This is a genomic window from Corynebacterium sp. HMSC036D03, from assembly GCF_001836185.1.
Taxonomy (GTDB): Bacteria; Actinomycetota; Actinomycetes; order Mycobacteriales; family Mycobacteriaceae; genus Corynebacterium; species Corynebacterium simulans.
In genome coordinates this window covers 26971-41257 of sequence record NZ_KV827729.1, presented here as the reverse complement: position 1 = coordinate 41257, position 14287 = coordinate 26971, and the positions used below count along the sequence as shown (strand labels likewise).

At 58.8% G+C, this 14287-nt stretch carries 14 protein-coding genes and 1 tRNA gene; 8 read left to right on the top strand and 7 right to left on the bottom strand.

The window, feature by feature from the left end:
* Positions 1-4 precede the first annotated feature (4 nt).
* Positions 5-604: a class I SAM-dependent DNA methyltransferase gene (locus HMPREF2692_RS03410; protein WP_061922544.1), complete on the bottom strand. Its 600-nt coding sequence runs from the start codon at positions 602-604 to the stop codon at positions 5-7.
* Between the two features lie 108 nt (positions 605-712).
* Here HMPREF2692_RS03410 and corA point away from each other — a divergent pair, with 108 nt between their 5' ends.
* Positions 713-1786: a magnesium/cobalt transporter CorA gene (gene corA, locus HMPREF2692_RS03405; protein WP_062040751.1), complete on the top strand. Its 1074-nt coding sequence runs from the start codon at positions 713-715 to the stop codon at positions 1784-1786.
* A gap of 6 nt (positions 1787-1792) precedes the next feature.
* Here the strand turns inward: corA and HMPREF2692_RS03400 are convergent, their stop codons facing one another.
* Positions 1793-2254, bottom strand: coding sequence for a PaaI family thioesterase (locus HMPREF2692_RS03400; RefSeq protein WP_070822746.1), 462 nt, complete (start codon positions 2252-2254; stop codon positions 1793-1795).
* A 43-nt stretch (positions 2255-2297) separates the two neighbouring features.
* Between HMPREF2692_RS03400 and gndA the strand changes: the two genes are divergently transcribed.
* From gndA to HMPREF2692_RS03380, 4 genes are all read left to right on the top strand, one after another.
* Complete coding sequence (gene gndA, locus HMPREF2692_RS03395; RefSeq protein WP_070455638.1) at positions 2298-3746, top strand: NADP-dependent phosphogluconate dehydrogenase; 1449 nt, start codon at positions 2298-2300, stop codon at positions 3744-3746.
* A gap of 116 nt (positions 3747-3862) precedes the next feature.
* Positions 3863-5263 carry a DEAD/DEAH box helicase gene (locus tag HMPREF2692_RS03390; protein ID WP_070587963.1) on the top strand — a complete coding sequence of 467 codons (1401 nt, stop codon included), beginning with the start codon at positions 3863-3865 and terminating at the stop codon, positions 5261-5263.
* Positions 5263-6126 (top strand): 3-methyladenine DNA glycosylase, encoded by an 864-nt coding sequence (locus tag HMPREF2692_RS03385; RefSeq protein ID WP_070455640.1) that lies wholly within the window; start codon positions 5263-5265, stop codon positions 6124-6126. Before HMPREF2692_RS03390 ends, HMPREF2692_RS03385 begins: the two co-directional genes overlap by 1 nt.
* A 71-nt stretch (positions 6127-6197) precedes the next feature.
* Positions 6198-7055 (top strand): VWA domain-containing protein, encoded by an 858-nt coding sequence (locus HMPREF2692_RS03380; RefSeq protein WP_070822744.1) that lies wholly within the window; start codon positions 6198-6200, stop codon positions 7053-7055.
* Positions 7056-7404: 349 nt separating this feature from the next.
* On the opposite strand, the gene HMPREF2692_RS03375 is transcribed toward HMPREF2692_RS03380, so the two are convergent.
* From HMPREF2692_RS03375 to secA2, 5 genes are all read right to left on the bottom strand, one after another.
* A complete protein-coding gene (locus HMPREF2692_RS03375) occupies positions 7405-7983 on the bottom strand; it encodes a MerR family transcriptional regulator (RefSeq protein WP_141748361.1) in 579 nt (192 codons plus the stop codon).
* A 117-nt stretch (positions 7984-8100) separates the two neighbouring features.
* Positions 8101-8739 (bottom strand): bifunctional nuclease family protein, encoded by a 639-nt coding sequence (locus HMPREF2692_RS03370; protein WP_070822742.1) that lies wholly within the window; start codon positions 8737-8739, stop codon positions 8101-8103.
* A 91-nt stretch (positions 8740-8830) separates the two neighbouring features.
* Positions 8831-9577 (bottom strand): transcriptional regulator FtsR, encoded by a 747-nt coding sequence (locus HMPREF2692_RS03365; RefSeq protein ID WP_070455644.1) that lies wholly within the window; start codon positions 9575-9577, stop codon positions 8831-8833.
* Positions 9578-9616: 39 nt separating this feature from the next.
* Complete coding sequence (gene odhI, locus HMPREF2692_RS03360; protein WP_062034986.1) at positions 9617-10048, bottom strand: oxoglutarate dehydrogenase inhibitor Odhl; 432 nt, start codon at positions 10046-10048, stop codon at positions 9617-9619.
* A 98-nt stretch (positions 10049-10146) separates the two neighbouring features.
* A complete protein-coding gene (gene secA2, locus HMPREF2692_RS03355) occupies positions 10147-12438 on the bottom strand; it encodes an accessory Sec system translocase SecA2 (RefSeq protein WP_070822740.1) in 2292 nt (763 codons plus the stop codon).
* Positions 12439-12544: 106 nt separating this feature from the next.
* On the opposite strand from secA2, the gene HMPREF2692_RS03350 reads away from it, so the two are divergent.
* The 3 genes from HMPREF2692_RS03350 (at position 12545) to HMPREF2692_RS03340 (ending at position 14255) form a co-directional block, all read left to right on the top strand.
* Positions 12545-13699 (top strand): bifunctional alpha/beta hydrolase/OsmC family protein, encoded by a 1155-nt coding sequence (locus HMPREF2692_RS03350; protein WP_070822738.1) that lies wholly within the window; start codon positions 12545-12547, stop codon positions 13697-13699.
* Positions 13696-14094: a YchJ family protein gene (locus HMPREF2692_RS03345; protein ID WP_062034979.1), complete on the top strand. Its 399-nt coding sequence runs from the start codon at positions 13696-13698 to the stop codon at positions 14092-14094. The genes HMPREF2692_RS03350 and HMPREF2692_RS03345 overlap by 4 nt, the downstream gene beginning before the upstream one ends.
* Before the next feature lie 84 nt (positions 14095-14178).
* Positions 14179-14255, top strand: a tRNA-Pro gene (locus HMPREF2692_RS03340).
* The last annotated feature ends 32 nt before the right edge of the window (positions 14256-14287 follow it).

The window sequence follows — 14287 nt, the reverse complement described above, 5'->3', positions numbered from 1 at the left end:
GCGTTTAGAGAAGGTCAGCGCCCGGGCGCGTGAGAACCGCCACCAGGAAGGTGGAGCTTTCCTTGAAGACCTTCATATCCCACGAGGAGAAAAGGAAATCAACGCGGAAGCCCACCTCCTTAGCTAAGGTCAGGAAGTCATCGAATGCCCAGCCGCGGCCCTCACCAAAACCGACGACAAAACGGCCGTCGGAATGCAGCGAGTTGTAGATATTGCGCAGGGCTGCCTCACGGCCATCTACTGCCAGGAAGGTCATGACGTTACCTGCAGATACCGCTAGGTCGAAATCGCCTTCGGGAATCTCGTCTTCAGACAAGTCGCCGACTACCCACTGGCCATCCGGAAAGTCATGCTCGGCATGCGAAATCAGGATCGGGTCCACGTCGACGCCCACCACCGTGTGGCCGCGGCCCACCAACTCGCCGCCTAGGCGGCCCGTGCCACAGCCGGCGTCGAGGATGCGAGAGCCACGTTCCACCATGGCGTCGGCAAGCCGTGCTTCACCATGGATGTCTTTGCCCTGCGCAGCAAGCATCTTCCATTTGCGTGCGAAATTCTCCGAGTGCGCGGGGTTAGCTGCGGTTACTTCTTTCCAGGTAGGCATGAAAACTAGTATATGCCCTAAGCAGTGTAGGATTTAGCCGCTAAGTAAAACTGCCTGCCGAACCTGTTTTGGCGCGCAAACGTTATAGAAGTGAAGGAGGCTGAAACGATGCCGTCTGTCCCGTCGCCCTTTAGGCCACGCAAGAGAAACGATCCTCCCAGTTCCTCCCGCACCTTCTCCGTTCCAGCTGAGCGCGCGATAGAACACTGCCGTGTCTTCGTCGACGGCGAGGCACTACCGGGCGAGTTCACCCCTCACTCCGCACTCCGGACCGTCGAGGAATATGGCCGCGGATTCGTTTGGGTGGGTCTGCATGAGCCTTATGAATCCCAGATGACGAAGGTCGCTTCCGAGTTCGGTATTCACGAGCTGATTGTGGAAGACGCCGTTCAGGCGCACCAGCGTCCCAAGCTGGAGCGCTATGATGACCAGCTCTTCGTCGTCGCACGCTCGGTTAACTACCGCGACCACGATGAGGTTGCCGATAAGCGCCAGATCATCTCCACTGGTGAGGTCCAGATGATTTTGGGCAACAACTTCATCATTACGGTGCGCCACTCGGCTAAGCTGCCCAATCTCGCCTACACCGTGCAGGACGAGCAGGACTTGGTTGAGCTCGGCCCGGTAGCCATGGCCTGGAAGATTCTGGATATGTTGGTGGACCGCTACTCCGAGATCGTTCGCCTCATCGCAATAGAGATCGATGAGATCGAGGAAGAGGTCTTTACCCCACAGACCAAGTTCAACATCGACAGGATCTACATGTTTAAGCGTGAGATCTTGGAGATGAAGCACGCCATTGACCCGCTTTCGGTAGCGCTAAAGGCCATGACCAATGACCACAAGGATCTCATCTCCAAGCAGATCCGTTCCTACCTGCGCGACGTCAACGACCACGAGCTCGTGGTCAAGGACCAGGTTGCGGGCTTCGACGAGCGCTTAACCTCGCTTATCGACGCCTCCGTTGCCAAGGTGACCATGCAGCAAAACAGCGACATGCGCACCATCTCCGCGGTGGTCGGCATGTGGGCTGCTCCTACCCTGGTCGCCGGCATCTACGGCATGAACTTCGATGTCATGCCGGAACTGCACTGGGCCGGTGGCTACTTCATAGCGCTAGGCCTGATGGTACTCGTGGTCGCGGTCATGTGGTGGTGGTTCCGCCGCAACCACTGGCTCTAAACCTGGTTAGCCGGTAATCATCGTGCGCAGGTTAGTTCGCGCGACAAGTTTTCCGGCGTGGTGCATTTCAATGCACCACACGTGGGTACGCCGGCCGACATGGACCGGCGTGGCCACGGCCTCAATCAGCCCCTCTGAGACTGGGCGGAGAAAATCCGTGCTGTTGTTAACGCCCACGACCGGTGCAGCGGCGTTGATGAATGACGCGATAGAGCCTACGGACTCACCGATAGAGCAATACAGCCCGCCGTTGGCCACGCCCCACGGCTGGTGGTGCTGAGGCTTTACCTCAAGCTGCGCGCGCACCTCGTCCTTGGATACCGCGGTAAATTCGATACCGAGCAGCGCGCCCAAGCCACTGTTATGGCTATTAAAAAGCGCGACTTCTTCTGCAGTTAAAACACGCTCCTGCGCAGTCTGTGCCAGCTTGTTCATCAGTTCGTAGATGTTTAAGTTTTCTTCGCTCATGCCATGACAGAGTAGCTGCAAACTCTGACGTAGGATAGAGCCCATGACTGAAAAGACTGAACTCGCCCACATCGGCGTTGTCGGCTTGGCTGTTATGGGCTCCAACCTGGCCCGCAACTTTGCCCACAACGGCAACACCGTAGCCGTCTACAACCGCAGCCCGGAAAAGACCCACAAGCTCATCGAAGAGCACGGCTCCGAAGGTAACTTTATCCCTTCCGAGACCATCGAGGACTTCGTCGCTTCTCTCGAGCGCCCACGCAAGGCCATCATCATGGTTCAGGCGGGCAAGGCTACCGATGCAGTCATCGACCAGCTCGCAGAAGCGATGGATGAGGGCGACATCATCATCGACGGCGGCAACGCCCTCTACACGGACACAATGCGCCGTGAGAAGGAAGTAGCTGCCAAGGGCAAGCACTTCGTCGGCGCGGGCATCTCCGGCGGCGAAGAGGGCGCTCTCAACGGTCCTTCCATTATGCCGGGCGGTCCGGCTGAATCTTGGGAGACTCTGGGCCCAATTCTCGAGTCCATCGCCGCTGAAGTCGACGGCACCCCGTGCGTTACCCACATCGGCCCGGATGGCGCTGGCCACTTCGTCAAGATGGTCCACAACGGCATCGAGTACGCCGACATGCAGGTCATCGGCGAGGCATACCAGCTGCTGCGCTACGGCGCGGGCCTGGAACCGGCAGAAATCGCAGAGGTCTTCAAGGAATGGAACTCCGGCGACCTCGATTCCTACCTGATTGAGATCACCGCTGAGGTGCTCGCACAGAACGAACCAGAAACGGGCAAACCGCTTGTCGACGTCATCCTAGATGCCGCCGGCCAGAAGGGCACCGGCCGCTGGACCGCCATCAACGGTCTGGAGCTGGGCGTACCAGTCACCGCCATCGCAGAGGCCGTCTTCGCCCGTGGCCTCTCCTCCGCCACCGCACAGCGCGCCGCCGCTCAAGAAGGCGGCCTACCCGCGGGCATCATCGACTTCGGCGGAGTCGACCCAGACGAGTTCATTGAGGACGTACGCCGCGCTCTCTATGCTTCCAAGCTCATCGCGTACTCGCAGGGCTTCGATGAGATCAAGGCTGGCTCCGAGCAGTTCGGCTGGGACGTTGACCCGCGCGATCTTGCCACCATCTGGCGCGGCGGCTGCATCATCCGCGCGAAGTTCCTGGATCGCATCCGCGAGGCTTATGACACCAACCCGCAGCTGCCTGCTCTCATCCTCGACCCATACTTCAAGGGCGAGCTCGCCGAACTCATCGCTCCGTGGCGTCGCGTTGTCGTTGCCGCAACCCAGATGGGCCTGCCGGTGCCGGTATTCGCTTCCTCCCTGTCCTACTACGACAGCCTACGCGCTGAGCGTCTGCCGGCTGCGCTGATTCAGGGTCAGCGTGACTTCTTCGGTGCGCACACCTTCAAGCGCGTGGACAAGGAAGGCACCTTCCACATCGAGTGGTCCGGCGACCGCAGCCTGACTGAGATGTAAAAAGGCTTTTTCAGCCTTCTTCCAAGGCGCTAGGTTCTCTTCTGTGGAGGGTGCCTAGCGCTTTTGCTTTGCCTGGATTGCGGTCTAAGAAGCGTTGGCCACTAAGCTTTAAGGCAATGACTACTTTCGCCGAACTCGGCTTACCTCAAGAAATCGTGCGTGTCCTCAACAAGCAGGGCATCACCGAACCTTTTCCCATCCAGCAGGCGGCTATCCCCGATGCGCTCGCTGGCAAGGACGTGCTTGGCCGCGGCCCGACAGGCTCCGGCAAGACCTTTACCTTTGGCCTGCCGATGCTCGCGCGCCTGGCTAAATCCGGCGCCTCTAAGCCTGGCCGGCCACGCGGCCTAGTGCTCGCGCCCACCCGCGAGCTTGCCACCCAGATCCACGAGCGCCTCAACGACCCAGCTAATGCCTTGGGCCTGCGCGTGCTTTCCGTGGTCGGCGGCGTGAACATCAATCATCACATCCGTTCGCTGGCACGTCCCGTCGACCTTTTGGTTGCCACGCCGGGCCGTGCACAGGACCTCATCAACCAGGGCAAGCTCTCCTTGGAGGATGTCTCTGTCGCAGCGCTCGATGAGGCTGACCACATGGCGGACATGGGCTTCCTGCCGCAGGTACGCAAGCTCTTAAAGCTCACGCCTGCCGACGGCCAGCGCTTGCTGTTTTCTGCCACCCTCGACGGTGATGTGGACAAGCTGGTGCGCCAGTTCATGCACTCCCCAGTAACACACTCCACCGCGCCTGTCGAGGCTGCCGTGGACACGATGGAACACCACCTCGTATTCGTGGGCGACCGCGACGCGCGAAACGACGTCGTCGTGCGAATCGCCGCACGTGAGGGCAAGACGATCATGTTCATGCGCACCAAGCATGGCGTCGACCGCCAAGCCAAGAAGCTGCGCCGTGTGGGCATCAATGCATTGCCACTGCACGGCGATAAGGGCCAAGGCGCACGCACCAAGGCGATTGAGGGCTTCGCCGACGGATCCGTGCCGGTTCTCGTGGCTACCGATATTGCTGCCCGCGGCATCGACATCGCGAACGTTTCCCTAGTCGTCCACGTTGACCCACCAGCTGAGCACAAGGCTTATCTGCACCGTGCTGGTCGTACCGCGCGCGGCGGCGCATCAGGTGCCGTGGTAACACTAGTTATGGACCAACAGCGTGAGGAAGTTGCCAAGCTCATCAAGAAGGCCGGCGTTGCGGCAGCAGAACTCGATCTCAGCGATCGCCCCAACCCCGCCGGTGCCCCAGAGCTAGCCAAGATCACCGGCGCGCGTAAGCCAAGCGGTACTCCCCTTCCTCCACCGAATCAGAATGTATCTTCCCAGCAAGGCGGGAAGAAAAAGCCGGCCGGATCCCGGAATGGCTCGCAGGGTACGCCTAATCAGCCGAAGAAGGGCTCGGGCCGCAACTCCACAAACCGCAGAGCATCCGGCAACGGCAAGGGCTACCGCTCCCGCAACGGAAAGCCAGGTGGCTCTCGCCGCCGAGGTGGTGGTCAGCGCTGATGCTGCTGACTGAGCAGGAGTGGTGTCCACGCCATGACGCCCACGTCGCCCGCGCCGACGCGCTGCTATCCCAGTTCCGCCATCCCGGTGACTATCACCCGGTTTATGACTTCCTCTTCGAGTACTATCCGGTGCGTCCCTCGCATTTGCGCCGTTGGCACCCTGGCTTTAACGTCACGCTCGCCGGCACGCCGGGCACGATCCCGCATGAGGAATGGCGGGACTACCATCGCACAGAGCAAGGTGTAACCCTTGACCTGGAAACCTTCTGGGCACGGCGGGGCGATTCCATCACCTATATCCGCAACCTGATGGCTAAAACAACCACCAATCCGGCTCAGTTCGATTGCTTCGGGCTGCATGAGTGGGCCATGGTCTACAAGACGGACTCACCGCGCCATGACCTGCCGCTACGCCTTGGTGCCCAACGCACCAACGAGGTGGTGGAATCCCATCGCATTCGCTGCACGCATTATGATGCTTTCCGCTTTTTCACGGAGCCTGCGCGCCCGCTCAACCTCACGGTCTTGACCCGTGAGGGCCAGCCAGACAGTGACCAGGCCGGCTGCGTCCACGCCACAATGGACCTCTATAAGTGGGCGTGGAAACTCGGCCCGCTGGTTCCAGGCGAACTGTTCATCGAAACGCTGGAACTTGCCATCGAAGCCAGAACTCTCGACATGGAAGCCTCACCTTATGATTGCCGTGGGTGGGGCTTCGGCGTGGTCCCAATCGAAACCGCGGTAGGCAAGGCGGAATATGTGGAGCGCCAGCGCGGGCTGGCCCAGAAAGCCAAACCATTGCGCCAACGGCTTGTCGCCATCGTTGACGAAGCCATGGCGGCTACAATTAGCAACCATTAATGTGGCCTCCTTAAGGCTCGATATCCGGTTGTGAGAACGGCTATTACCGCCCCAGTGTGGAAGGAACTTTCGTGGCAAGACATTCCAACGGCAAAAACACATTCGCAGTGGCAGGCTGGGTATTGGCCCTCCTGGCAGCGTTGATCCTCACACTCGCCGTCGGCGCCTATTTCCTTTTCCGCGGCAACGATGACGCCTCGACCACCACTGCAGCAGCGTCTTCCGCAGTAGAGCCAGCCGAGGAATCAGAAGCAGCAATTTCTGATGCTGCCGCGCGCGATGAGCAAGCAGAAAGCAGCGCCGCCGAAAGCTCTGCGCCTGAGTCTTCAGAAAGCGCTCCTTCTTCCGAGGAGAAGCAACCAGAGGAAAATAAGCCTGCCGCGTTCGCCGAAAATACCCTGGTTCTCCTCGATACCTCCGAGGGCCTGGCACCGTATTTCAACCAGGTAACGCAGGCCTTGGGCAACACCGCGAACGCACTGGGCGAAAAGTCTGGTTTGGTAGGCCTGTGGAACTACTCTTCCCCACTGTCTGAGACCGCGACGGTGGGCTACCGCCAGAACATCGGCTATGGGGAGGCTGGCCCAGTGGCCTTTGCCCTGCAGCAGTTTGGAACCGGCGGCGTTCCGCAGACCCGCAGCGCCGTGACCGCAGCGGTGGCAAACGCAGCCGACCAAGCCGCAGGCACCGAGCAAAAGGCCAAGGTTCTGCTCGTTACCACCGGTACGGCCCAAGACATGGATGATCCAACTTTCCAGCAAGCTCTCGCCGATGCCAAGAGCGACAACGTCTCGCTTTCCGTCGTGCATATTGGCCCTGGGGAAAAAGACGCAGTGCTTGACGACGCCGCCGATTCCTTCACCGAAGTCACCGATGCTGCCGACCAGGCTGCCCTCGAGGAAGCCCTAAATCAAGCCGCAGGCGTTTAATCGCCACTGCTGGCCTTACGCCGCCTCGGGGCCTCTCTCCCCCCGTAGCGCCTCTGTCTTTCGCTGCAAATGGTGAGGTCCAAATGGTGAGGATCAGATGGTGAGGTCGCGCAACACCAGCATCAGCGCTATACATCAAGCACAGCTTTTACGTCGCGTCCTCACCATTTAGAAATCCGGCTGCGGTGCGCCTAGAGCTAATGCTTTACTAGCCCGTTCTCCAGATAAGTGAAAACGCTAAAACGCTTACAGTCCCCAACTCACGTGAGCTCGAGTTGGGGACTGTAAGCGTTTTAAATCTGCCCCGCGGGTTCCCGCGGTAGCAAGGCCGCTTTACGCGGCCTAGAACCTAGGAGGACTTGCGGTTGCGGCGTGCAGCCAGCTCGTCGATGCCAATGACGGTCTCGTCCTTGAATTCGTCCAGGCGCTCTGCCGGGAAGGAAGAGATAGTGCCGGAAAGCTCCTTCAGGATGCCCGGGACCGCGATGCCGAAAACGCCCTGGCCGCCTGCCAGGAGGTCAATGACTTCATCGTTGGAACGGCACTCGTAAACGGTGGTTCCGTCGGAGACGAGGGTCAGCTCTGCAAGGTCGTTAACGCCGCGGTCACGCAGGGACTCAACTGCCAGGCGAATGTTCTGCAAGGAAATACCGGTATCGAGCAGACGCTTGACAATCTTGAGAACCAGAACGTCCTTGAAGGAGTACAGACGCTGGGAGCCTGAGCCACGAGCGTTGCGAATGGACGGGTTGACCAGATTGGTGCGTGCCCAGTAGTCCAACTGACGATAAGTAATGCCGGCTACCTGGCAGGCGATCGGCACACGGTAGCCGAGCTCTTCGTCCGGTCCGACGTCGAAGAGCGACTCTTGCACGTAGCCCTTGCCTGCGCCGTGGGAGGCGTTGTACTCGTCTAGGTTCTCGTTGATGCTCACGTAATTACTCCAATGGGGTTTGTTGGAAGCCTCTAAGGCTTAATTAAAGGCCACGGCCCTAACCCCGTCAAGGCTAGAGGCCAAGGCTTGGCCAAACTCTCTAGCTTTACTTTAGACTTCTTCGTCCCCATTGTCATCATTAGTCACACGCGTGTCATTAGAATCTTTTTTATCTTCCGTTTCAAAAAAGTCCTCTTCAGAGACACCCAGCGAGCGCATCATCGCCTCGAAATCAGCATCTGCCTGCGGATTACCCGAAGCGGAGCTATCTGAGCTGGACGTTTTCACCACTTCCTCACCAGCATCGTCGGCGGGCGGATCGAAATGGAAATCAAAGTAGGCATCCATATCGTCATCCGAGACAAAGACGGCAACTTTAGACAACAGCTCTTTTTCTACAGTGATTGGCACATTGAAGTGTTCCGAAACCACCAGAGCATCGCTAAGCTTTGCGTCGTGCGCCTCACCCGCCGCATCGACGATGTCGACCATAAAGGTGCCTTCGTAATAGTTAACAACCTCAATGGAGCCCACGCCACCGAGTTGCTCAATGAGCTCGATTAGAAGGTCGTGTGTGGTGGGGCGGGTTTCGCTATAACCGTCGAGGCGCTGCATGACGCGCGCGCCTTCTAGTTGCGAGAGCCAAACGGGAAGGATGCGGTTTCCTTCTACCCAGCGCATAAGAGCGCATAGTTCGCTTTCCGGCTCCATAACGTGGATGCCGTGGAACTCAAGACTAATTTTTCCCATGCTCTCCACTCTCCCACATTTGCCCGCCGCGTGGTGACAGAGAGCTTAATGTGGGCCGCTAGCACTAGGCCTAGCGGCGAAATCGGGAAATCTAGGAGTTGTATTCGTGACGCAGGTCAGTCTTGACCATGGTCGCGTGCAGCGAAACAACCAGAGCGGTCATCTGCTGTGACAATTCCTCGGCCTTCTGCACGGCAGTATCCGAGTTGGAGTTGGCCACCGGGGAGGCAACCTGCGCGATGAGATCTGCCTGGCGGCGGGCGTTGTTGCGCAGCGACTTCAGCTGACGCTCTTCAAAACCGAATGCCTTAAGAGCCACTGCGGCAGATACTACGGAGACGTCATCCGCATCAAAGAATCCCGATGCATCCGGGCTAATCAGGCCAATCTTGACGAGGCCAGCAACCTCCGCCTCAGTGGAGCCTGCTTGCTCAGCAACCTCTACGTCAGTAAGACGCGTAATAACCGGAGCACGGAACTGGTCCGGGCTCAGCAACGTTTCTGCCTTGCCAGCAGAAACGATTGCAGTGACCTGGCCGGAATCCATAGCTTCCAGCTGCTCACGGATGACCTTCAGCGGGGTGTAGTTGTCACGCTGAGTGGTGAGAATGTAGAGAAGTCGGTCAACGTCTTCCTGAGTGAAACGACGATAACCAGAGGCAGTACGCTGCGGCGTGATTAGACCTTCAGATTCAAGGAATCGAATCTTCGACACGGTGACGTCTGGGAACTGCTGATTCAGTTGCTCCAGGACGACGCCGATCGACATGGTCTTGGCTTTTTTGGCCTTAGCGGTCCCTTTCCACAGGGCCGCGGCCTTAGACTGTGCTGCGCTCACTATACTTCTCTTGAATTTCTCTAAAGACTCGAAACGTGTTTATTGATTGGCGATGAAGACCAGACGGAACTTGCCGATCTGGATCTCGTCACCCACGTGAAGAACCTGGGAGTTACGCGGCTCGCGGTTGACGTATGTGCCGTTCAGGGATCCGACATCGACGACCTCAAACTCGCCCTCGTTCACGCGGAACTCAGCGTGGCGACGGGAAACGGTGACATCATCCAAGAAGATGTCTGCCTCTGGATGACGACCCGCGGTGGTGGTTGGGCGGTCCAACAAGAAGCGGGCACCTGCATTCGGACCACGCTTTACAACGAGGAGGGCCTGGCCCTCGGAAAGGTTTTCCGCACCTGCAACGGAGGTGTCATTACCGGCGGCAGCGCCGTTTTCCATCTCCTTGAGAAGGTCTGCACGGAATACAGAAGTGGTTTCTACCTGCGGTTCCGGCGTACCGGTATGCTCGCTCATTTTTACCTCCGAAGTGTCGGATTAATGTGGACTTATTCCATACTAGCGACTCGCCCGCTTCCGCGAGCATCCTCACCAGATTTGTTTCATAAATTACGTTAACGGAAGATATTACCGATTCCTTTAAGTACGGAATTTCCTCCGCCAGACAAGGGGTTATCAGAGACCATATAGGTCCAAGTGGCACTCGGCCGCGCAAGCCCCGAATCTTCCATGTGAGCACCTTTTTCATCAATGTCCACCGACTTAAAGGTAGCCACTGACTCCTCCACGGCGCGTTGCGCCAATTCCTTGAACTCGCGGACCGCAATGCGGTGATATTCGTCGATCGGCGTCTCACGGGCGATCGCGCGCAGGTGAATCGACTCACGGACATCGTCCATCAGCTCTAGGTGGTCGGCCCACGCCAGGTCGAGATGGTAGAGCATGATTTCGCGGGCGGCTTTTTCCTTTACCTCTGCGGGAAGTTCGGCAAGCTCCGCGGCACGTTCGGGAGCGCGCTCAGCTAATTCCTCCCAGGCCTGTGCGGTGTCGAGCAGCTTCGCTCGGCGTTCATCGATGATGACGCGTTGATCCGCCAACAGCTGGTTGTACTTCCATGTCTGTGCGTGAATTTCCAGCAGCTGGCCTTCGGTTACGCGCTGACAATGCGCCACGAAGTCTGCCACGCGTTTAGATTCAATACGGCCAGTTTCGTCCGGCTGCGCCGAGAGGGCTTCGTCCTCCCCGCCTTGCTTGACGACGTCGTCTTCCAAAGACACGAAGAACAACGACAGGCCCGGGTCTCCCTGGCGTCCAGCACGCCCGCGCAGCTGATTGTCCAGGCGGGAGGTGCGATGGCGCGAAGTACCGATGACGGCGAGACCACCCAGCTGCGCAACCTGCTCGCGGTCGGCCTCAGTTGCGCCGCCCAGCTTGATGTCTGTACCGCGGCCGGCCATCTGTGTCGAGACGGTCACGCGTGCGATATCGCCGGCTTCGGCGACGATGCGGGCTTCCTCAGCATCGTTCTTGGCATTGAGCACGCTGACTTCGACGCCGCGTTCGCGAAGTGCCTCGGCTAAATCCTCCGACTCCGCGACATCGTGCGTGCCCACGAGAACCGGCTGGCCAGTAGCGTTAAGGGCCACGATTTCGTCGACAATAGCCTTCGACTTCTCCTCGACCGTGGCATAAATGCGATCGGCCTCGTCGAAACGCTGCAATTGTTTATTGCGCTCGATTACAGAAACGCGCAGATCATAGAACTGACGCAACTGGTCAGTCGCCTCAACCGCGGTGCCGGTCATTCCGCACACCGTCGGGTAACGGCGCATCAGCTCCTGCAGAGTGATCGTGTCGAGGATGCGGCCACCCTCGGAGACTTCAAGGCCTTCCTTAGCTTCCACCGCAGCCTGCAGGCCGTCCGGCCAGCGCTGCAAGTCAGCAACGCGGCCGCGGGAGGCGTCGATTAGCTGCAACTTGCCATCTACAACGATGTAGTGGATATCGCGAATCAGCAAGGCCTTGGCGTGCAAAGCCAGATTCACCTTGACCAGAATCGTTCCGATGTTGTCCTCGGAATACAGCGAGTCAATGCCCAACTCGCGCTCGACGCGTGCCGCGCCATCATCGGTCAAAGCAACGGTACGGCCATCTTCGGCGATGACGTAGTCCAAGTCCTCACGAAGTCGCGAAACCACATTGGTGATGTGACCCGTGGGAGCCTCCCCTGGACGGTTTCCTGCCAGTACCAACGGAACCAGAGCCTCGTCGACCAAAACAGAGTCAGCCTCGTCTACCAAAGCGACGTCGGCTCGCGCCTGCACGGTCTGCTCGCGACTAGTGATCTGGTTATCGCGCAGCACGTCGAAGCCGAGCTCATTGACTGGGGCATAAATAATGTCGCAGGAATACGCTTTGCGACGCTGCGCGGCGTCCTTCTTCTCCGTCACGGAGTCTACGGTGAGGCCAAAAAATTCGACTAGCGGGCGCATCCATTCAGCATCCCGATCGGCCAAGTAATTGTTTACCGTCACAAGGTGGACGCGCTTACCGGTCAATGCGAAGCCGGTTGCGGCCATGGCTCCGACGAGGGTCTTGCCCTCACCAGTGGCCATCTGGATGACGTCTCCGGAAAGCAGGCGCAACACCGCTTGGGACTGAACGTGGAAAGGTTGCATGCCAAGCGTACGCTCGCTGGCCACGGCAAGGGCTGCCAAAAATCGCGCTTTATCTGCGATTTCACCCTCACGCACAGAGTCGCGGGCGGCTTGTGCCACGGCGGCGTCGTCAAGCGCGGATAGCTCCTGGGTCGCAGCACCGGAGCTATCCACGATGGCTTTCGACTTTTTATCGTTCCGCTCGCTCTGCGCACCCATGGCCTTCCAAAACCAGCCAAATGCACCCATGTTCGTCTCCGTTACTGTTGAATGCTTCTTAAGTAAATCTTTAACTCTACCGACTCTAGCTAACCCTCTGTGGCCTATGTAGAGACGGCTCTATATCCTAGTCTTTATGCAATCTGTGAACGTGAAGCTCCCGTCCTCCACTGGAACCATGATGGCGGGTACCATTGACTTTCCTGACTCCGCGCCACAAGCCTTTGCGGTCTTCGCGCACTGCTTTGCTGGATCGCGCCACACTCCCGGTGCAGCTCGCGTATCTAAGCAGCTCACCAATTTCGGCGTAGCCACCCTGCGCTTCGATTTCCCGGGCCTCGGCCAGTCCGAGGGCAACTTCGGTGAGACCAACTTCAGCCAAAATGTTGCTGATATTCAGGCTGCAGCAAACTGGCTGGCTGAAAACTACTCCGCTCCGCAGCTTCTGATGGGCCACTCCTTGGGCGGCGCCGCCTCCCTGGCAGCGGCAAGCGGTATTCGCTCGCTCAAGGCAGTAGCAACCATTGGCGCACCATTTGATCCTGCCCACTCTGTTTTGCACTACGCCGACAAGATTGGTGAGGTCGACGCAAACGGCGAGGTCGAGGTCATCCTCGGCGGTCGCGCGCTGACCATCTCCCGCCACTTCCTCGAAGACTTGGCGGATACCAACCCAGAGGAATACCTGCGCCGGCTGCGCAAGCCGCTGATGATCTTGCACTCCCCGATCGACCAAACCGTTGGCATCGACAATGCCCAGAACATCTTCTTAAAGACGCGCTACCCCAAGTCCTTGGTGGCCTTGGACAAGGCAGACCACCTCATCACCAAGCAGGGTGCCGCTGCCCGCGCCGCAGACCTCATTGGTGCTTGGTTCGAGCAGTTCATCGTGCCGGAGAATGTACCAGCCCACATCGATGAAACCGCAGCTGAAGCGCAGCCGGCAGTCGGCACTAAGTTCGGCGTGGTGGTTCGCCACAATGAGCGCAGCGTCACGGCTGACCGCCCCAAGAAGCAGGGCGGAAAGGGCCAAGGTTTTACCGCGGAGGGCCTGCTGATGTCCGCGCTAGCTGCATCGACCACGCAGACAATTAAGGAAGCCTCCAAAGGCATGCCGCTCGACGACGTCCAGGTCAACGTCACCCATGTGGGGGACACGACGTTTGAGCGCCGCATAAAGCTTGTGGGCGATCTTTCCGCGCAGCAGAAGTCGACCTTGCTCGAGGCCGCGAAGTCCTCTCCTGTTGAGCAGTTGCTGGGCGCCGCCCAAATCGTGGACGTCGAAGCATGATCGTGCTCAACCCCTTGAGCCCCGAAGCCCGCTGCCCTTGTGGGCTCGGGCTTTGCTTCGGCGAATGCTGCGGCAAGTTCCACGGCGGCAAGCCCGCCCCGACCGCAGAGGCCCTCATGCGCTCACGCTTTTCGGCCTTCGTGACCGGCGATGAGGATTACTTACTGCGCACCTGGGACCCGGAAACCCGGCCAGAGCGCCTACACCTGGAAGACAACGGTATCCGCTTTTATCGCCTGGACATCATCGATACCGTCGATGGCGGCCCGCTCGATGATACGGGAATCGTGGAGTTCGAAGCTTTCTACAAAGGCGCGGCCGCAGGCTCCCAGCGTGAGCGCTCCCAGTTCCGGCGCACGCAAGGGCAGTGGGTATATAGCACCGGCGATTTTTAAGCAATACCCAGCTCACACAGGCGATTGGAATCAGTGAATACTACTGATGTAATCTATTCAGGTCGCATCCTCGAGATGTGACGGCGGACTATGGCGCAGTTTGGTAGCGCACTACACTGGGGGTGTAGGGGTCGCAGGTTCAAATCCTGTTAGTCCGACCAAACCGGAAAAGAAACCGGCTTTGGGCAGTAGT